At 42.3% G+C, this 18203-nt stretch carries 17 protein-coding genes; 8 read left to right on the top strand and 9 right to left on the bottom strand.

Annotated elements, in window-relative coordinates:
* Positions 1 to 41 precede the first annotated feature (41 nt).
* Positions 42 to 278, bottom strand: a complete 237-nt coding sequence (locus ACOI22_RS13130; RefSeq protein WP_420672572.1) for a hypothetical protein — start codon at positions 276 to 278, stop codon at positions 42 to 44.
* 188 nt (positions 279 to 466) lie between these two features.
* Here ACOI22_RS13130 and mrcB point away from each other — a divergent pair, with 188 nt between their 5' ends.
* The 3 genes from mrcB (at position 467) to ACOI22_RS13115 (ending at position 4596) form a co-directional block, all read left to right on the top strand.
* Positions 467 to 2776 (top strand): penicillin-binding protein 1B, encoded by a 2310-nt coding sequence (gene mrcB / locus ACOI22_RS13125; RefSeq protein ID WP_420672571.1) that lies wholly within the window; start codon positions 467 to 469, stop codon positions 2774 to 2776.
* Positions 2777 to 3002: 226 nt separating this feature from the next.
* Positions 3003 to 3341 (top strand): P-II family nitrogen regulator, encoded by a 339-nt coding sequence (gene glnK / locus ACOI22_RS13120; protein ID WP_420672570.1) that lies wholly within the window; start codon positions 3003 to 3005, stop codon positions 3339 to 3341.
* A 28-nt stretch (positions 3342 to 3369) separates the two neighbouring features.
* Complete coding sequence (locus tag ACOI22_RS13115) at positions 3370 to 4596, top strand: ammonium transporter (RefSeq protein WP_420672569.1); 1227 nt, start codon at positions 3370 to 3372, stop codon at positions 4594 to 4596.
* A 161-nt stretch (positions 4597 to 4757) separates the two neighbouring features.
* Here the strand turns inward: ACOI22_RS13115 and gloA are convergent, their stop codons facing one another.
* Positions 4758 to 5201, bottom strand: coding sequence for a lactoylglutathione lyase (gene gloA / locus ACOI22_RS13110; protein WP_420672568.1), 444 nt, complete (start codon positions 5199 to 5201; stop codon positions 4758 to 4760).
* Positions 5202 to 5240: 39 nt separating this feature from the next.
* Entirely contained in the window at positions 5241 to 5612 is a 372-nt protein-coding gene (locus ACOI22_RS13105; RefSeq protein ID WP_420672567.1) for a VOC family protein, read from the bottom strand.
* A 167-nt stretch (positions 5613 to 5779) separates the two neighbouring features.
* On the opposite strand from ACOI22_RS13105, the gene ggt reads away from it, so the two are divergent.
* Positions 5780 to 7486 carry a gamma-glutamyltransferase gene (gene ggt, locus ACOI22_RS13100; protein WP_420672566.1) on the top strand — a complete coding sequence of 569 codons (1707 nt, stop codon included), beginning with the start codon at positions 5780 to 5782 and terminating at the stop codon, positions 7484 to 7486.
* The gene (locus ACOI22_RS13095; protein ID WP_420672565.1) at positions 7486 to 8430 is read left to right on the top strand and encodes a Dyp-type peroxidase; all 945 of its coding nucleotides are present in this window, start codon (positions 7486 to 7488) and stop codon (positions 8428 to 8430) included. The genes ggt and ACOI22_RS13095 overlap by 1 nt, the downstream gene beginning before the upstream one ends.
* Before the next feature lie 15 nt (positions 8431 to 8445).
* Here ACOI22_RS13095 and ACOI22_RS13090 read toward each other — a convergent pair whose 3' ends face one another.
* The 5 genes from ACOI22_RS13090 to ACOI22_RS13070 all read right to left on the bottom strand — a co-directional run bounded on the left by ACOI22_RS13090 (position 8446) and on the right by ACOI22_RS13070 (position 13865).
* Positions 8446 to 9495 carry an adenylate/guanylate cyclase domain-containing protein gene (locus tag ACOI22_RS13090; RefSeq protein ID WP_420672564.1) on the bottom strand — a complete coding sequence of 350 codons (1050 nt, stop codon included), beginning with the start codon at positions 9493 to 9495 and terminating at the stop codon, positions 8446 to 8448.
* 16 nt (positions 9496 to 9511) lie between these two features.
* Positions 9512 to 10795 (bottom strand): glutamate-1-semialdehyde 2,1-aminomutase, encoded by a 1284-nt coding sequence (gene hemL / locus ACOI22_RS13085; RefSeq protein WP_420672563.1) that lies wholly within the window; start codon positions 10793 to 10795, stop codon positions 9512 to 9514.
* Positions 10796 to 10798: 3 nt separating this feature from the next.
* Complete coding sequence (locus ACOI22_RS13080) at positions 10799 to 11815, bottom strand: aspartate carbamoyltransferase (protein WP_420672562.1); 1017 nt, start codon at positions 11813 to 11815, stop codon at positions 10799 to 10801.
* A gap of 166 nt (positions 11816 to 11981) precedes the next feature.
* Positions 11982 to 12803: an SDR family NAD(P)-dependent oxidoreductase gene (locus tag ACOI22_RS13075; RefSeq protein WP_420672561.1), complete on the bottom strand. Its 822-nt coding sequence runs from the start codon at positions 12801 to 12803 to the stop codon at positions 11982 to 11984.
* 156 nt (positions 12804 to 12959) lie between these two features.
* Positions 12960 to 13865: a LysR family transcriptional regulator gene (locus tag ACOI22_RS13070; protein WP_420672560.1), complete on the bottom strand. Its 906-nt coding sequence runs from the start codon at positions 13863 to 13865 to the stop codon at positions 12960 to 12962.
* 111 nt (positions 13866 to 13976) lie between these two features.
* Here ACOI22_RS13070 and ACOI22_RS13065 point away from each other — a divergent pair, with 111 nt between their 5' ends.
* The gene (locus ACOI22_RS13065) at positions 13977 to 14966 is read left to right on the top strand and encodes a zinc-dependent alcohol dehydrogenase family protein (protein WP_420672559.1); all 990 of its coding nucleotides are present in this window, start codon (positions 13977 to 13979) and stop codon (positions 14964 to 14966) included.
* A 273-nt stretch (positions 14967 to 15239) separates the two neighbouring features.
* The gene (locus ACOI22_RS13060; RefSeq protein WP_420672558.1) at positions 15240 to 16151 is read left to right on the top strand and encodes a DMT family transporter; all 912 of its coding nucleotides are present in this window, start codon (positions 15240 to 15242) and stop codon (positions 16149 to 16151) included.
* A 6-nt stretch (positions 16152 to 16157) separates the two neighbouring features.
* Here ACOI22_RS13060 and ACOI22_RS13055 read toward each other — a convergent pair whose 3' ends face one another.
* Positions 16158 to 16802 (bottom strand): TetR/AcrR family transcriptional regulator, encoded by a 645-nt coding sequence (locus ACOI22_RS13055; RefSeq protein WP_420672557.1) that lies wholly within the window; start codon positions 16800 to 16802, stop codon positions 16158 to 16160.
* Positions 16803 to 16998: 196 nt separating this feature from the next.
* On the opposite strand from ACOI22_RS13055, the gene ACOI22_RS13050 reads away from it, so the two are divergent.
* Complete coding sequence (locus ACOI22_RS13050; RefSeq protein ID WP_420672556.1) at positions 16999 to 18198, top strand: efflux RND transporter periplasmic adaptor subunit; 1200 nt, start codon at positions 16999 to 17001, stop codon at positions 18196 to 18198.
* The last annotated feature ends 5 nt before the right edge of the window (positions 18199 to 18203 follow it).

Below are 18203 nucleotides of genomic sequence, written 5' to 3'. Positions count from 1 at the left end.
GCCGTTGTCCCTATTTAATTAGTACCTTGGCGTATGTTTACTCAACCTTTACTGCTGGTGTTCAAAAAAGTGTTCATCATGTCTTGGTATGTCTTAAAGCCCGTCATGCCTGACTCCATAGTGGGTTTAATAAACATTTCAAAAGCTTTTTGCGGATCTTCTTCGCATTTTTTTAATAAGTCGTTTGTAATTGAGGTATGTAACTCGCTAAAATCAGGCAGTCCAAATATTTCCCGCGCTTCTGCCGGTGAAATGTCTAGCTCTATATTAACTTTCATAAGTTTGCCTTACCGTTAATGGGGTTGAACTATCAGCCTAGTCTTAGGCCTAATGTTTGTCTAGTCGCATAGACTAATGTATCAAATTTAAACAATGCTTTTGTGACAGCAGTGGCTAACGCAAAGTGCAAAGGAAAGTAAATGCACGTTTTTAATAAATGTAATCAATATTTAACGCAGGGGTTTGTTTGAAAATTAACACATTTTTGTTTGCGCCATTTAGATGGCTTACTCGGCATTTCTTTAAGCTACTTATTATTTTCACAGCCCTTATTGTTGCTTATTTAGTGTATTTAGACGCGCAAATAAAGCCGCGCTTTGAAGGGCAAAAGTGGCAAGTGCCTGCGCAAATTTATGCGCGCCCCTTAATACTTGATGTAAAGCAAGAGATTACTCCGCAAGAAGTGATTGATGAGCTTAATTTGCTAGGGTATCGCAAAGAAGCGCAAGCTGATGAGGTTGGTGAGTTTGCGGTTTCTAGCAAGGCGCTCACCATTTATAGGCGCGAATTTTATTACCCCAATAATACCTACCCGCAACAACGTATGCGCATTGAGTGGGAAAACGGGCGCATAAAACGTATTCGCGTGCTCGATAACGGCAATACCCTTACGCGCACCAGTTTAGAGCCTTGGTTAGTATCTCGCTTGGTTGGCGGCCTTGATGAAGACCGCATGCTAGTAGATAGCGTTGACATTCCTGACCTACTTAAAACCGGTTTAATCGTGGTTGAAGACCAAAACTTTTATAATCATCATGGTGTTGCTCCTTTATCCATTTTACGTGCACTCATTGCTAATATAAGCGCCGGACGCACGGTGCAAGGAGGAAGCACTCTTACGCAACAACTCGTGAAAAATCTATTTTTAACTCGCGAACGCTCGTATGTGCGAAAGCTTAAAGAGGCCGCGATGGCCTTAGTGATTGATGCGCGTTACAGCAAAGAAGCAATATTAAACGCCTATATTAACGAGGTGTTTTTAGGTCAAAACGGCGCTGTAGCGATACATGGCTTTGGCTTAGCTAGCCATTACTATTTTAACAAGCCTTTGCATGAACTCGAAATTCAAGAAATTGCCACCTTGGTTGGCTTAGTCAAAGGCCCTTCATATTATGACCCTAAACGCCGCGCTGAACGCACTGTAGAGCGACGTAATTTAGTTCTGCGTTTGTTGTTTGAAGCCAACGAAATTAACCGAGTAGAGTATAAAACCGCCATCAATGCGCCGCTACTTGTAAACAATAGCCCTAGTTTAGCCTCAGGTATGCATCCCGCCTTTATGGATAAAGTACGAGATGAACTAAAAAACGTAATTGCTGATAAAACCGAGCGTCAAGCTGGTGTGAAGGTATTTACTACTTTGGATATAAACGCCCAGCGCCGTGCAGAAGCTGCACTGGTTAAAGTGGTCGCTTCTAAATCAAAAATATATAAGCAAGCTAATTTAGAAGCGGCATTGGTGATGTCAGATATTAAAAGCGGCGGAATTCGCGCTATGATAGGAGGTAAAGAAATCACTTATGCTGGTTTTAATCGTGCTTTAAATGCCTACCGTCCTATAGGGTCGCTCATAAAGCCGGTAACATATTTAGCCGCGCTTGAGCAGCCAGAGCGATTTAATTTGGCCACCGTTTTACAAGATGAGCCAGTGAGCTTTGATGATGCTGAGGGTAAATTGTGGCAACCCATGAACGCTGATAAGAAGTTTCGTGGGCAAGTGTCTTTAGTTGACGCTTTGGTGAAGTCGTATAATGTGCCTAGCGTTAATTTGGCTGCGCAAATAGGTTTTGGCGAAGTACTTAGCACCCTACAAAGGTTAGGCGTTGAAACCAATGCAAGGGTACTACCTTCTGTGGCGCTAGGGGCGGTTGAACTGTCACCTTTACAAGTTAATCAAATGTATCAAACGCTATCAAATAACGGTGTAATGAAACCTTTGTATACGCTATTTGCAGTGTCAACGCATACTAATCAATTAGTTTGGAAACGCCCATCACAAGCTCTGCAAAGAGCTGATGAAGACGCTACTTATTTACTTAATTATGCCTTGCACAAAGTCACGCTTGATGGCACTGCAAAGCGTGTTAAAGAAGCCTTTCCTAACATTAATATGGCGGGCAAAACAGGTACTACTGATGACTACCGCGACAGCTGGTTTAGTGGGTTTGATAGAAACCTAGTAACCAGTGTGTGGCTGGGTAACGACAACAACGAACCTATAAATATGTCGGGAGCAACAGGGGCATTGGCAGTATTTATTGAACTGCAAAAGCAACAGTCACCAAAAACCCTTGTTAGACGCTTCCCTGATAGTTTGACCATTGCGCACTTCAACAAAAAAACGGGTGTGCGCATGTTGGCCGGTTGTCCTGGGGTGGTGAGTTTACCTGCAATCAAAGCTGCACTTGACGCCGCGCAGCCTTGTGCAGCTCAGCCTAAACCTCTTAAACAAGATGAAATAAAGAATAAATCGTGGTGGGAAAAGTTATTTAGTTAATAAACGGTTTACAAAGCTATAACGTTTAACACCCAATAATGCACCACAATGGCTCAAAAACATCAATGCGCACCTTTATCGTGCGCATTATGCCTCGTAAGATCCAATTCAATTAGTTAAGTTTCTGTTTTTTATAATAATTAATTTTTGGCACTGGTTTTGTATTATCAAATTCAAACCAACGCTTTATCACTCATTTATTTTAAAAAAATAGCAGGAGCAACACATGAAACTAGTCACTGCAATCATAAAGCCTTTCAAGCTAGATGATGTTCGTGAGGCCATCTCTGAGATCGGCATCGACGGTTTGACCGTTACTGAAGTTAAGGGATTTGGACGTCAGAAAGGACATACTGAATTATATCGCGGAGCTGAATATCAAGTAGACTTTTTACCAAAAGTGAAACTTGAAATTGCGGTTCAAACTGATCAGGTTGAGCGTTTGGTAGAGGCCATTGTTGGCGCTGCTAAAACCGGCAAAATTGGTGACGGTAAAGTATTCGTTTATGACCTTCAGCAAGCGGTACGTATTCGTACTGGCGAAGTTGATACTGAAGCCCTATAAGCATTAAGCATTTCTCGGAGAAAACACAATGGAAATTACATTTGAACTAGGGTATGCATTAGATACCTTCTATTTTTTGATTTGCGGCGCATTCGTAATGTGGATGGCGGCAGGTTTCACTATGTTAGAAGCGGGCTTAGTACGCGCTAAAAACACCACTGAAATTTTAACTAAAAACGTATCGCTTTATGCGATTTCGTGCATCATGTATATGATTTGTGGTTACGCAATTATGTACGGTGGTGATTTCTTCTTGTCAGGTATTACTGGTGACGGCGCAACCGGCGTTGCAGAAGATGCTGCGACTTACGCACCATCAGCTGACTTCTTCTTCCAAGTAGTATTTGTTGCTACAGCAATGTCAATCGTATCTGGTGCGGTTGCTGAGCGTATGAAGCTTTGGTCTTTCTTATTGTTCGCTGTGGTTTTAACAGGTTTCATCTATCCAATGGAAGGTGCTTGGACTTGGAACGGCGAAGCTGTATTTGGTATGTATGTACTAGGTGACCTTGGTTTCTCTGACTTCGCAGGTTCAGGTATTGTACACATGGCTGGTGCAGCTGCTGCGTTAGCGGGTGTATTGGTACTAGGTGCTCGTAAAGGTAAATACACTGCCGACGGAAAAGCAAACGCGATTCCTGGTGCTAACTTACCACTTGCCACTTTAGGTACATTCATTTTATGGATGGGTTGGTTTGGCTTTAACGGTGGTTCTGTATTGGCGACTGCTTCGGTAGAAAGCGCAAACAGTGTTGCTGTTGTATTTATGAATACCAACATGGCCGCTGCAGGTGGATTAGTTGCTGCATTAATTGTAGCTCGCCTAATGTTCGGTAAAGCTGATTTAACCATGGCATTAAACGGTGCATTAGCAGGCTTAGTTGCTATTACAGCTGAACCTTCTACTCCAGATGCACTTGAAGCTACTTTGTTCGGCGCTGCCGGCGGTGTTTTAGTTGTATTTAGTATTATTGGTTTAGACAAGCTTAAGATTGATGATCCAGTGGGCGCTATTTCAGTTCACGGTGTAGTTGGTTTATTAGGCTTATTATTAGTACCAATCACTAACACTGGTTCTTCGTTTAGTGGCCAAATTATTGGTGCACTTACTATCTTTGTTTGGGTATTCGTAACTAGCCTAGTTGTTTGGTTAATCATCAAAGCAATCATTGGTGTACGAGTAACTGAAGAAGAAGAGTTTGAAGGTGTTGATATGAGCGAGTGTGGCTTAGAAGCCTACCCTGAGTTCAAATAAACAACGCTTTTTAAAAGTTTGAAGGGAAAATGCGGTTACAAATAAATAATAAAAATAATAAGATAGAATAAAAACCGCACTAATTAATAAAGCCAACTACCCAAAGTAGTTGGCTTTTTTTATGCTTAGCATTTCAGGCTGTGGTAGGTAATAAAGGCTGTTTACCACTCACCCGTATTTGGCATGCTTGCCCAAGGCTCAGCACTTGGCAGCGCTTCCCCTTTCTGTAATAGCTCAATTGATATGTTGTCGGGGGAGCGAACAAAGGCCATGTGTCCATCACGTGGGGGGCGGTTAATTACTACCCCGTTAGCTTGAAGTTGCTCACATAAGCTGTAAATGTTCTCTACTCTAAAGGCTAAGTGACCAAAAGCACGCCCTATGGTGTAAGCTTCTTCTGGGTCCCAGTTATAGGTTAACTCTAACTCAGGTGCTTGTTTGTTTTTAACTGATTCTGCGTCATCAGGGGCAGCTAAATAAATAAGGGAAAAGCGCCCTTTGTCACTGTCGTAGCGGCGAGTTTGTACCATCCCTAATAAATCACAATAAAAATGAAGCGATGCGTCTAAATCAGTTACTCGCACCATGGTATGTAAAAACTGCATTTTGTATCCTTAACATTGTTTTTAGTAAAAAAGTATTTGCTAGTCTATGCACCAAACCGCTAACTCGTTGTTGCAAGGGTCTAGAAAATGAAATCGCTTGCCACCGGGAAAGCTAAATATGTCTGTTTTAATGCTTCCCCCGTTCGCTATTATTTGGGCTTTGCTGTGTTCTAAATCATTACTTTGCAACACAACTAGTGCGCCGCCAATGTCAGCATTATTGGAATGCTTTGATAAATAAAACCCGCCATGTAAACCCGCGTTTTCAAAGGCAATGTACTGGTCGCCATAATCAGTAAACTGCCAATTAAAGGTGTTTACGTAAAATGATTTAATTAGTGCCAAATTATTTGCTGCAAATTCTACATAATTAATGTGGCTTGCTTGGGGCTGTGAATTAGCTTGATTCATAAGATGCCTCACTTTTCGTGTTGTGAGCTAAGGTTTGTAAGGTTACACTAAGCAATGATGGCTACGTGTTTTCAGCAGTATGGCGCGAAGGCTATAAAGAAGCTATAAAGTACCAAGATATTAATTACGCTACCAGTCAATTTAAAAAAACAAAAAGAAGGGTGCACATGAAATTAAAGTCATTACTGTTTGCTTGCTCAGGCATACTACTTGGCAGTTTACATCTAGCGGGCAGCGCAATAGGGGCAGATCGCGTAACCGGTGAATCTTTCGCTACGCGCTCTGAGGTGATTGCGCAAAATGGTATGGTGGCTACTAGCCAACCATTAGCTACCCAAGTGGGATTAGATGTACTTAAGCAGGGTGGAAACGCCATAGATGCGGCCATTGCCGCTAATGCTATGCTTGGTTTAGTCGAGCCTACTGGTAGTGGTATTGGAGGCGACTTGTTCGCAATTGTGTGGGATGCGCAATCTAAGCAATTGTATGGGCTCAATGCATCTGGGCGATCTCCACTGTCGTTAAGCTTAGATGAATTTAAAAAGCAGGGCTTAAGCGAAATTCCTAAGTTTGGCCCTTTACCTGTGTCGGTTCCTGGCGCGGTTGATGGCTGGTTTATGCTATCTGAGCGTTTTGGTAGTTTACCTATGCAAAACTTATTGGCACCCGCTATAAGTTACGCGCGAAATGGCTTTCCTGTAAGCGAGCTTATTGCGTATTACTTTTCAGTGAATCAGCAGCGTATAGGCCAGTATCCTGGCTTTGAACAAACCTTTACCACCAACGGCAATACACCCAAAAAGGGCGAAATATTCAAAAACCCGGCCTTAGCTAATACCTATGAAAAAATAGCTACCGGCGGGCGTGATGCGTTTTACAAAGGCGATATTGCACGCACCATTGGGGCATTCATGAAGCAGCAAGGCGGCTTTTTATCATACCAAGATATGGCGGCGCACTATTCTGAATGGCTTGAACCCGTTTCAAGTAATTACAGAGGCGTTGATGTGTGGGAGCTGCCGCCAAATGGCCAAGGAATTGCTGCGCTACAAATATTAAACATACTCGAACTGTACGACATTGAAGGTATGCAGCGTGATTCAGCCGAGTTCATTCATACTTTTGTTGAAGCTAAGAAACTTGCCTTTGCAGACCGCGCCAAGTTTTATGCTGATCCAGCCTTCAACCAAATTCCAGTTGATTGGCTAATTTCTAAAGAGTACGCTAGAAAACGCCAACAGTTAATATCACCTAGCAAAGCAAGTAAAAGAGTAGATGCAGGTAAAAATGAAGGTGATACTATTTACCTTACGGTGGCTGACCGCTTCGGCAACATGGTGTCATTAATACAAAGCAATTATAGGGGAATGGGCTCAGGTATGATCCCCACTGACCTCGGATTTGTGCTGCAAAATCGTGGTGAAATGTTCAGTCTCCAAGAAGGGCATTTTAACCAATACGAGCCAGGCAAGCGGCCCTTCCATACAATTATTCCGGCATTTGTGACAAAGAACAATAAGCCTCTTATGAGTTTTGGTGTTATGGGCGGGGGAACGCAGCCGCAAATGCACGCGCAAATCATTGTTAACATGATTGATTTTGGCATGAATTTACAAGAAGCAGGTGATGCACCTAGAATACTGCACACAGGTTCAAGCTCTCCTACGGGGCATAAAATGCTTGATGGCGGTTACATCAGTTTAGAAAGCGGTTTTAGTGAAAAAACGCGGCGCGATTTGGGCCAAAAAGGGCATATATTAACCGATAGCGTAGGCGCGTTTGGTGGTTATCAGGCTATAATGTTTGATGATAAAAACAAGGTGTACTACGGTGCATCAGAATCTCGCAAAGACGGACAAGCAGCAGGCTATTAATGACCCAGCCACAAAAAGGCATATGTGCCGAACCTAATCTTCATTGTCTTTACTTACTCTATAATGTAGTAGATGACGACGTTGCCAGCATGCGCCAAAAATTGGTGCATATTTTAGATGTATTTGAAACCTTCGATGACGAACATTACGAGGCGATGGTATCAGGTGTGGTGGGTATTGGCGGCGCTTTTTGGGATGAATTGTATCCACATGCTAGGCCGGCTAATTTATCATCGTTCCCCGACATGCAATGTGATGATCGCTGTGCGCCAGTGTTGCCATGTGATTTGTTTATTCAAATAAGAGCTGACCGCTTAGATATTTGCCAAGCCATAGGCATAGAAGTAAGCAAACTACTTAAGTTACACACTGAATTAGTTGAGCAAGTTCAAGCGTTTCGCTACCTTGATGGCCGTGACTGGACAGGCTTTGTATTAGCAGATGATAACCCTCGTGGACGACAAAAGTTTGATATTAGTTTAGTCAATAAAGATGACGCTTACTTTGAAGGTGGCTCATACATTCATATTCAGCGTTACCGCCATGACATGGACAAATGGTCACATTTGTCAGAAAAAAATCAGCAGTTAGTGATGGGTAAAACCAAGCAGCACAATATGGATGTGTTAGGCTCAGGGCTAGATTCTCATGCCTTTAGAACTAAACTTGTAGGGCCAAAAGGGGAGTTCCCAATATTGCTAAACCAAAGCATGCCGTATGGTGATATGACCACCCAAGGCTTGTATTTTGTATCATGCAGTAGCCATCCCAATGCGTTTAAAAATTATTTGTTTAGCCGCATATACGGTGATGGAAATGGCCACTATGACAAACTACTTGATTACTCTAATGCAGAAACCGGTGCCGTGTTTTTTGCACCTTCCATTACGTTTATGCGTGCCAACGTAAATATTGCGCAAAATGAAAGTGAAGGCGTAAGCTAAGTTTGCTATCGCATTTTATAAATGAACTTTACCGTCCCACTCTAGCGTATAGTTGAGTTCTTCACATACTTTCAAATGATGCTTTAATACGGTGTCATTTGGGTACTTAAGGCAAGCGCGCTTAAATAAGGTGATGGCATCTTTGAAATTACGCGCACTACGTAACTGAATACCTTCTTGTATTAGATGGATGCTGGCGTCTCGTTGTTCTATTTCGTGAGGTGGAAGGTGTTCATATATTTCAACCAAGTCTACACTGGTGCTTCTTCCTTTTAATACCACGTTGTCAACCAAGCGGTGCGAAAACGACATATGTTTGAGGGCTTCATCTACTAGCGCTTGGCTTGCCATAATATCAATGCCAAGGGGGTCAGTTAATGATTCTATGCGCTGGGCAATATTCACGGTATCGCCAATTACCGTGGTATCCATGCGGTCATCAGAGCCTACAGTGCCAAGTACTACAGGCCCATAGTGCAAGCCAACACCATTTTTAATGGCAGCATATCCGCTGTTGCTTCGATGTTGGTTATATAGCTTTAAGGCTTTTTGTAATCCCAAAGCGGCATTAATAGCATCAGCGGCTTTGTGCATGGCTTGGCCGTTGGGGTGGTCAAATAAGGCCATAATGGCATCACCAATGAATTTATCAATAAAGCCAAAATTGTCATGAATAGGGGCATTCATTCGCAAGAAATAGGAGTTTAAAAAATTCATCAGTTGCTGAGGCGTCATTTGCTCAGACAATCCTGTAAACCCACGAATGTCGCAAAACATTACGGCTACTTCATCATTGTTTGCATAGCCTAATTTAAGTGACTCAGCACCGCCCATCGCAAAGTGATCAACAAATTGCCGCGGCACAAATTTTTGAAAGGTTTGTTGCAGAGTTTGCGCTTCATCAGCTTTTTGCGCAATGGGATCTTTTATAGGCGTATTAAGGGGAGGCTCCCTTTTTACCGGAATGTTTAACAGCGTTTCGTTAGCAATATTTTGCTTTTTAGCAAAATACCACAACGCGGTGATTATCACCGCGTAGAGTATTAATGCGAGTATTGCGAGCAATCCCCACAGCACTGGCTTAAACGCTTATCTTACTAAAAGCTTTATCAGCAGCATGCAAAGTGGCTTCAATTACATCAGGCGTGTGCATTTTAGATACAAATCCTGCCTCAAACGAAGCCGGCGCTAGGTACACACCCTCGTTTAACATGTTGTGGTAAAACTGATTAAATTGAGCTTGATTCACGCTAATGGCCTGCTTGTAGTTCACAACTTTATTAGTAGTAAAGAAAATACCAAACATGCTACCGGCAATATTGGTACTCAGTGGTATACCATTTTTATCGGCCATTTTTTGAAATCCATCAACCAACGTTTGTGTATTTTCAAAAATGCTATTGTAGAAACCCTCGGCTTTTAATTGTTTTAGTGCACACAAGCCAGCCGCCATGGCAATAGGATTACCCGACAAGGTACCGGCTTGATAAACAGGTCCGGTAGGCGCTATATGAGTAATAATGTCGCGTTTACCACCAAAAGCACCCACTGGCATGCCGCCACCAATAACTTTGCCTAAGCATGTTAAGTCAGGTGTTACGCCAAAGCGCTCTTGGGCACCGCCTAAAGATACTCTAAAGCCCGTCATTACCTCGTCAAAAATAAGTACGGCACCGTATTGATCACAAATAGCGCGAAGGCCTTCCAAAAAGCCTGGTGCAGGCGGAATGCAGTTCATGTTGCCGGCAACCGGTTCAACAATAATACAGGCTATGTCGTCACCATGTTCTTCAAAGGCTTGCTTCACTGAATCTAAGTTATTAAATTCCATAGTGAGTGTATGTTTTGCCACATCATCAGGCACACCCGGTGAACTTGGGACACCTAGGGTTAAAGCGCCAGAGCCAGCTTTAACCAGTAATGAATCAGCATGGCCATGATAACAACCTTCAAATTTTAGTAATTTGTTTTTGCTGGTATAGCCGCGAGCCAATCGAATAGCACTCATAGTCGCTTCTGTACCAGAGTTCACCATACGCACCATTTCCATAGATGGAACGATGCTACTGACTAATTCAGCCATTTCAATTTCAGCTTCGGTAGGTGCGCCATAACTCAAACCAAATTCAGCGGCTTTAATAACAGCCTCACGAATAGCTGGGTTATTATGGCCTAGCACCATAGGACCCCAAGAGTTTACGTAATCAATGTATTGATTACCATCAACGTCAAACATATATGGGCCATCGGCGCGCGTTATAAAACGAGGCGTTCCGCCCACGGCTTTAAATGCTCTAACAGGCGAGTTAACTCCGCCGGGAATGGTTTTTTGTGCACGTTCGAACAATATTTCTGATTTAGTCATAAGTTACTTTTTACTCTTATTGCTGTACCAATGTACTTCTTGATCAAAGTCACTGATTGTATTTTCTACGCCTAAGGTTAGGGCGAATAAAGCCATTCTTACTAAAACGCCGTTGTCAGTTTGGCGAAATATGGCAAGGTTTGGATGGCTGTTAAGGTCGTTATCTAATTCGTTTGCTTCTGACCTAGAATCACGCGGTAATGGATGCATAATCACCGTTTGTGATTTAAAGTGCTGGGTATAAATTTGCTGGTTTAAACGAAATTTACCCCGGTATTGATTGGCTAATTCTTGTGTTTCAAAGCGCTCTTCCTGAACCCGTGTTTGATAGCAAATATCGGCTTCAACAATACCTTCAAGCTGTTCGGTAACAATCAATTCGTGGCCAGAGTTTACTATAATGTCGCATATATGCGTAGGCATGCTCAGGTCTTTAGGCGATATAAGTGTAAACTTAATGTGCTTAAACAAGCACAGCATAGTGGCAAGCGAATGGACGGTTCTTCCGTGTTTTAAGTCGCCTATCATGGCAATATGCAAGCCATCAATACCGTGACCGAAGTAAGCGCGCTCATTGGCAATGGTGTAAAGATCAAGTAAGGCTTGCGTAGGGTGCTCATTGGCTCCGTCACCGCCGTTAATAACTGGGACTCGGCTACCTTGCGCAAATTCAGCTACTGAGCCCGCTTGTGGATGGCGCATCGCAATAATATCACTATAGCCACTTAACACCCGTGCGGTGTCATATAATGATTCACCCTTAGCGAGTGCTGAATTGCTCATTCCTACGGTTTCGCGTACCTCACCGCCCAGCAAATTAAAGGCAGTACCGAAACTGACTCGTGTTCGAGTACTCGGCTCAAAAAATAAGTTACCTAAAATAGCGCCGTCTAGCACAGTTGTGCGTTTTTGACGTGCCGCATAGGGCTTCATGTTATCTGCAATAGTGAAAACCCGCTCTACCGCTTCACGGTCAAATTGATTAACACTAAGAATATGTTCGCCGGTAAATGAAATCATGCTGTCGCTAAGTTGATTTTAATTCGGGTAAGTGTAGCAAACTTTAGCTTAATGTGGACGGAAAATATGGCCTCTTGTTAAGGTGATTTTATATATTTAGAAAAAGAAAAAGGCGAGTGAGTGACTCGCCTTTTCGCTTAGCTTTACGTTTAACTGTAAGCACTTACTATGCACTAACTTCTTCAATATGTTGACTTAGTATCTTATCAAGCTCATTAACTACAGCAACTCGTTTGCTTTCTACTAAGGCATCAGGGTGTGGGTTTGCGAATCGGCCAATGTCGTTATCAAAATATAATCCCGATGCGTTTTCAAACTCATCTGAGGTTGATGCTTTTACCAATACGTCTGCGCCTGTTTGAATATCACCGCCCACCACACCATAGGCTGATTTAACCATTTTACTGCCTAACATAGATGCAGGATTAACCGACACTAATACTAAGCCGTCTCTAACAAACGTTTTTGCCAATTGGGTCGTCCACATAGTAATGGCCAACTTGCTTCGTGCGTAAACAGCGCTGTCAGATAATACACTTGGCTGGCTAAGTTCACTTGGTTTGACCGAGGCCTGAGCCGCTGAAGATAAATTGACAACGCGAGCTTTGTTCTTTAACAAGGGAAGTAATAAGCGTGTTAGTAAGTAAGGGGCAATAGTGTTTACCGCATACCTTACATCTAGATTATCGAAAGAAACTTTCTTGGGTACTACATAAACACCCGCATTATTTATGAGCACATCAATTGAAGAATGATTGCTTTTAATCTCGTCGGCTAGTGCTTTCACATCAGATAATACAGATAAGTCAGCTTGATAAGTTTCAACATTGCCGTGGCCACTCACGCTTAATAGAATGTCTTTAGTGCTTGCTAACTTTGCGCTACTGCGCCCATGCAGAAGGACATTGTGACCTAAAGCGGCCAGTGTTTTTGCGGTTGCCAGGCCAATACCGTCAGTAGAGCCGGTAATCAAAATAGTTTTTTTCATTGCTATGTCCTAAGGTATTGCACAGGTAAACGGTGAACCATGCTTCATTATAGAACTAGCTTAGTGGATATATTTGTTTTTGATAATTCTCATTTTATTTAAATCTGTTTATAGTTTTTGCATATAATCTAATGATATGCCTATAGAGATAAGGCTTTAAATAGATAATCCTTCTTCCCAATACGGCGATTCGCTAAACTTATTTGAGAAGTGGTCAATAAACATTCTGACTTTAGGCGCGACTAAGCGAGAACTTGGGTACACCGCCCAAATATTCGTATCAGATATTAAAGGGAAATCAGTTAATATCGGCGTTAAGCTTTTATCTTTGATGTGTTTATAGGCACACCAAGTAGAGCTTAGCGTTATACCAATGCCTGCTGCTGCAGCATCTCTAGCGGCTTCGCCGTTATCTGTTCGCAGAATATTGTTGGTTTTTATATGTTGAGTTTCGCCATTAACAATAAATTGCCAATGTTCTAAGCCCATTAGGTTAATACAGCGATGTTTGCTTAATTCTTCAGGGGTTTTGGGTTCACCGTATTTTTCTATGTAAGAGGGCGAGGCAAATATAAAGCGCCTGTCATTAGCTAGTTTTCGCGCAATCAGCGAAGAATCATTTAACGACGCATCACGAATAGCAATGTCGTAACCGCCTTCTACTAAATCAATGATTTTGTCTGATAAGTTCAGGTCTACCGATAAATTTGGAAACTGACACAAGAAATCAGCTAATGCGGGTAATAGATGCATGCGGCCAAAAGAGGCCGGCGCGGTGACTCTAAGCTTACCTTGCGGTATGGACTGCCCGGCACCTACCGCAGATTTAGCTTGCTCTACGTTTTCAAGAACCTGAAGTGCATGGGGTAAAAAAGTTAAGCCTTCCTCGGTTAAGGATACACGGCGCGTGGTTCGGTGTACTAAACGCACGCCTAAACTCTCTTCTAATTTATTCACGTAGGTACTCGACACCGCTGGTGACAAGCCTTGTTCTTTGCCGGCTAAACTAATGTTTTGCAATGAAGCAATACGTGTAAACAACTTTAAATGTTCTAGATTCATTTTTTGATTATTTAAAAAAACTATAAAGTGATTATATTAATATGAATATTATCAAAGCTATTGTTCATAATCTATAATTTGTTCATAAATTCAACGAAAAAGGTAATGAATATGAAAGCGATGGTAATAAAGTCTTATGGTGCAAGTGATGTGTTTGAATTAGACACGGTAGCAAAACCAGACGTAAAAGCAGGCACAGTACTTGTTAAAATTGCAGCGACTAGTATCAACACCGTTGATATGATGATTCGACAAATGGGCGAAGAGCTTGCTCCGCTTAATCCACCTTTACCCGCTATTCTGGGAATGGATTTTGCTGGAATAGTAGAAGCGGTAGGTGAAGGCGTAGTCGCATACAAAGTGGGTGACGAAGTATACGGTTGTGCCGGTGGCTTAGCTGATTTACCTGGCGCACTTGCAGAATACATGCTTGCAGATGTTGACCTAATTGCTCATAAACCTGAAACAATTTCTATGCGTGAAGCAGCGGCAATTCCTTTAGTGGGTATTACCGCCTATGAAGGTTTAACTCGCGCGGGCGTTAAGCAAGGCCAAAAAGTATTAGTTCACGGCGGTTCTGGCGGCGTAGGCCACATAGCTGTACAACTTGCGAAAAGCTTTGGTGCTGAGGTTTTCTCAACCGGCGGCGGCGAGTCGCAATTAGCACTTATAGAGAAGCTTGGTGCGACGGGCATCAACTATGTTAACGAATCAGTTGAAGATTATGTAAGTAAGCATACTGATTCAAATGGTTTTGATGTGGTGTTCGACTCAGTTGGCGGCGCTAACATTAGTAAATCGTTTGAAGCCGCTGCTTTAAATGGTCAAGTTGCTACAACCGTAGCCATGCTTGAGCTAGATTTAACCTTGGCCCATTTTAAAGGTTTGTCTTTGCATGTTGTGTTTATGCTTATTCCAATGCTACATAACCTTAAGCGCAAAACCCATGGTGAGATATTGCGTAAACTAGCCATTGCTGTTGATTCTGGAGCGCTTAAGCCCGTAGTTGATCCACAACAATTTGCCTTAGAAGATGTGAGTAAAGCACACGATTTACTGGCTAGTGGCAAAGCAGTCGGTAAAGTGGTTGTAGATATTTAGGCATTTTTATAACTCCCACGAAAGTGGACGCGCTGCAAAAGTGAGAGATTTTTCACTTTTGCAGTTACTAGAGGCTGGCCCACCACACTGGAAAGTTGATCGTCAACACTACGTAATAGCCAGAGGCAGTTTCCATCTTCATGTTTTAAACGTTCTGTTTTTACTAAGACATACCAAGATTACCTTTCTTATAAGCAGTAAAACTGCAGCCATAGTGGCACCAAAAAATAATATGTAATAATTTACGCATCAGCTTGGTCATGTAGTACAGTCATGCAATACAAAGAAAACCAACTATTTATGAATGCCACTTTAAAATACAGTTTGAGTACTTTGCTCGCTTTAATTGCGTTTGCGGGTAACTCGGTGCTATGCCGCTTAGCCTTAGCAGATCAAACCATTGACGCCACAAGTTTCACCATTTTGCGCTTAGTATCAGGCGCAATTACATTGTGGTGCTTGGTCTTATTTACTCATAAAAGCACACAGCATGCACACAGTGCGCATCGCGGCAGCAGCCACTATTGGCGAAGCGGCGCTTTATTATTCATTTATGCGGCAGGGTTTTCTTATGCTTATATCGCTTTAGACACAGGCATTGGTGCGTTAATTTTATTTGGCTGCGTACAGTTGAGTATGATTTCTGTTAGCTTGTTTAAAAAAGAACGTTTCAACTTACTCCAATATGCCGGTTTAATAGTGGCGTTTTCGGGTTTAGTGTACTTAGTGCTTTCTCAAAATAGTGAAAGTAGCGGTTCAAATTCGTTACTGGGTGTAATTTTAATGGGCTTAGCGGGTGTGGCGTGGGCGGGATATACGCTTATGGGAAAAGGCTCAGCATCTCCCTTGTTAGACACAAAGAACAATTTTATTTATGCCTTACCATTCTGTTTGGCTTTGTTGTTAGCGTTTTTAATAATACCCGCCAATATTTCAACAACTGGCGTGTTGTTAGCTTTGGCATCGGGCGCTATAACATCAGGCTTGGGCTACGCAATTTGGTATATAGCTTTAGAGGGCTTAAGCCGAATTCAAGCAGGAGTGGTGCAACTTTTGGTGCCTGTAATAGCCGCTATAGGTGGAGCTATTTGGGCTAATGAAGCCTTAGGTTTTGAATTAATTTTAGCGCAAATAATTATTTTAGGTGGTATCGCAATGGTATTATTTACGCCTAAGAAAAGCTAAACACATTTACGAAATATTGGGCGCTTTACTTGGAAATAAAAGCATAATTTTGTGTGCGACTTTTTCACCCAATGCCTGTTGCTCGGCTTGCGACAGTTTGTAGGGTAAATCTAAAATACTGGCCATATGAAAATCAGTTTTCAACAAATTGAAGAAGTCGAGCGCGGCTTCTTCTGCTTTATCTTGGCTAAACAAAGTAGACTCATGTACAGCAAATACCCTAGCAAGCACCTTAACGCCGTGTCTTGGACCTGCTTCATGAAAAATCTGCGCAACACGGTTATTTTTGCTTGCCTCACCAATTACCAATTTATACATGGCAATCACGTTTTCATCTTGCATCAACTGCAAGAACTTAACCGCAATGCTTGTTAATACAGCCCCCAAAGGCTTGTTTACGCACACACTCGCATCATCAATTTGATACTCTTGGCATTTATTTTCAATGATGGCGGTGTACAAATCTTCTTTGCTATTAAAGTGTGAATAAACGGTTTGTTTTGATACGCCACTGCTTTTTGCTATGGCGTCCATAGCGGTGTGAGTATACCCCTTAGCTAGAAATAACTCTGTTGCACCATCAAGTATTTGCTGGCGCTTAGCTTGTGACTTAGGCCTACCAATTTGCTTATTTTTAAGTGTGTTGTTCATAAACTACCAAGTGAATCTATAATGCTGAGGCGAGCACACCTTTTGCGCATGTATTTTATTTAAAAACTCATTCGTTCGATTTAAAAACTTATCATTAATAGACTAGACAGTCTAGTATATTTAGTCTAGGATTTGGTCAATTCGTGTATAGTGTGTTCAGTATGTAATTTCTACTGCTAGCTCCAAAGGATATTTTATGTCGGCCGTGCCTACTTCGCAGCAATGCAATGAAAAGCAAAGCAAACCCAATTTTATTGCGCTATTAATTATTACGCTGGTGTCAATTGCGGCTTTATGTTTACTTATGATTTTATCGGGTAATTCGGGTGCTTCGGTTGGTGATGCTAACAAGGGCTTTGTTATGCAAAATGCACAAGTAAACACTAGCCGAATTAAGGTGCAAAATGGATTTACCAAACCGCGAACTATTTTTGGGCAATTAGAATCAGCACAGCAATCCGATATTGGATTTGATTCAAGCGGTATACTTAGTGAGGTGTTGCGCCCCGAGGGCAGTTATGTTGAAAAAGGCGAAGTATTAGCAAGCCTTGATACACTGCGCCTAAGTGCTCAGCAAAATGAGCTTCAAAGCGCTCTAGAAAGCGCCAAGGCCAATGCTAAGTTGGCACGCCTATCAGCCAAACGCGTTCAAGAGCTTGTAGCTAGAAAGCTAGAGCCTCAGCAGCGCTTAGACGAAGTAGACGCGCAACTCGATGCCGCTAACGCTTCAGTTTCCCAAGCGCAAGCACGTTTAGCCAGTATTGACGTTGAATTAGCCAAAGCAAATATTATAGCGCCATTTAGCGGGCAAATTGTTCGCCAATATATTGATGAGGGCACAGTGCTGGGTGCAGGCCAAGCGGTATTCTCCATTATGAAATCAACTCAATTAGAAGCTCGATTTGGCTTGCCTGAGCAGACTGCATTTAAACTAAAAGTAGGGCAAACGTATCCTATTCATATTAACGGGCTTGGTGTGAATGCAAGGCTAATTTCAGTAGCTAATGAGCGTCAATTAGCCACTCGCACTATTGATACGGTTTTACTAATTGACGATACAGCTTTAAATGAGAGTGATATCAGTAAACTGGTGAGTGGTGACCTAGTTACTTGGGCTATTGATACTCCCGAAACCAAGCAAGGAGCTTGGGTGCCAATTACTGCCTTAGCGAGTGGGGTAAGGGGAATGTGGTCACTGTATGTGATTAACAGTAAGGCAATGGTTGAAACAAGAATGGTATCTATTGAGTATGCTGACAATGAAAAAGCGTACATTAGTGGCGCTATAGCTGATAACGATATGTATGTAACTGAAGGTATACATAGAATCACGCCGCATCAGCAAATTAATAATATACACGAAGTGGCCAATCCAATAACTGACAACAAGCGCTAGGGCTG

The sequence above is a fragment of the Glaciecola sp. 2405UD65-10 genome, from assembly GCF_048820975.1.
Classification (GTDB): Bacteria; Pseudomonadota; Gammaproteobacteria; order Enterobacterales; family Alteromonadaceae; genus Glaciecola.
The sequence above is the reverse complement of the archived record's forward strand: the minus strand, read 5'-3'. Positions and strand labels throughout refer to the sequence as shown.

Coding starts and splice junctions, on each gene's coding strand:
- ACOI22_RS13130 (WP_420672572.1), bottom strand. CDS start 278: ATGAAAGTTAATATAGAGCTAGACATTTCACCGGCAGAAGCGCGGGAA.
- glnK (WP_420672570.1), top strand. CDS start 3,003: ATGAAACTAGTCACTGCAATCATAAAGCCTTTCAAGCTAGATGATGTT.
- ACOI22_RS13115 (WP_420672569.1), top strand. CDS start 3,370: ATGGAAATTACATTTGAACTAGGGTATGCATTAGATACCTTCTATTTT.
- gloA (WP_420672568.1), bottom strand. CDS start 5,201: ATGCAGTTTTTACATACCATGGTGCGAGTAACTGATTTAGACGCATCG.
- ACOI22_RS13105 (WP_420672567.1), bottom strand. CDS start 5,612: ATGAATCAAGCTAATTCACAGCCCCAAGCAAGCCACATTAATTATGTA.
- ggt (WP_420672566.1), top strand. CDS start 5,780: ATGAAATTAAAGTCATTACTGTTTGCTTGCTCAGGCATACTACTTGGC.
- ACOI22_RS13095 (WP_420672565.1), top strand. CDS start 7,486: ATGACCCAGCCACAAAAAGGCATATGTGCCGAACCTAATCTTCATTGT.
- hemL (WP_420672563.1), bottom strand. CDS start 10,795: ATGACTAAATCAGAAATATTGTTCGAACGTGCACAAAAAACCATTCCC.
- ACOI22_RS13080 (WP_420672562.1), bottom strand. CDS start 11,815: ATGATTTCATTTACCGGCGAACATATTCTTAGTGTTAATCAATTTGAC.
- ACOI22_RS13075 (WP_420672561.1), bottom strand. CDS start 12,803: ATGAAAAAAACTATTTTGATTACCGGCTCTACTGACGGTATTGGCCTG.
- ACOI22_RS13070 (WP_420672560.1), bottom strand. CDS start 13,865: ATGAATCTAGAACATTTAAAGTTGTTTACACGTATTGCTTCATTGCAA.
- ACOI22_RS13065 (WP_420672559.1), top strand. CDS start 13,977: ATGAAAGCGATGGTAATAAAGTCTTATGGTGCAAGTGATGTGTTTGAA.
- ACOI22_RS13060 (WP_420672558.1), top strand. CDS start 15,240: ATGCAATACAAAGAAAACCAACTATTTATGAATGCCACTTTAAAATAC.
- ACOI22_RS13055 (WP_420672557.1), bottom strand. CDS start 16,802: ATGAACAACACACTTAAAAATAAGCAAATTGGTAGGCCTAAGTCACAA.
- ACOI22_RS13050 (WP_420672556.1), top strand. CDS start 16,999: ATGTCGGCCGTGCCTACTTCGCAGCAATGCAATGAAAAGCAAAGCAAA.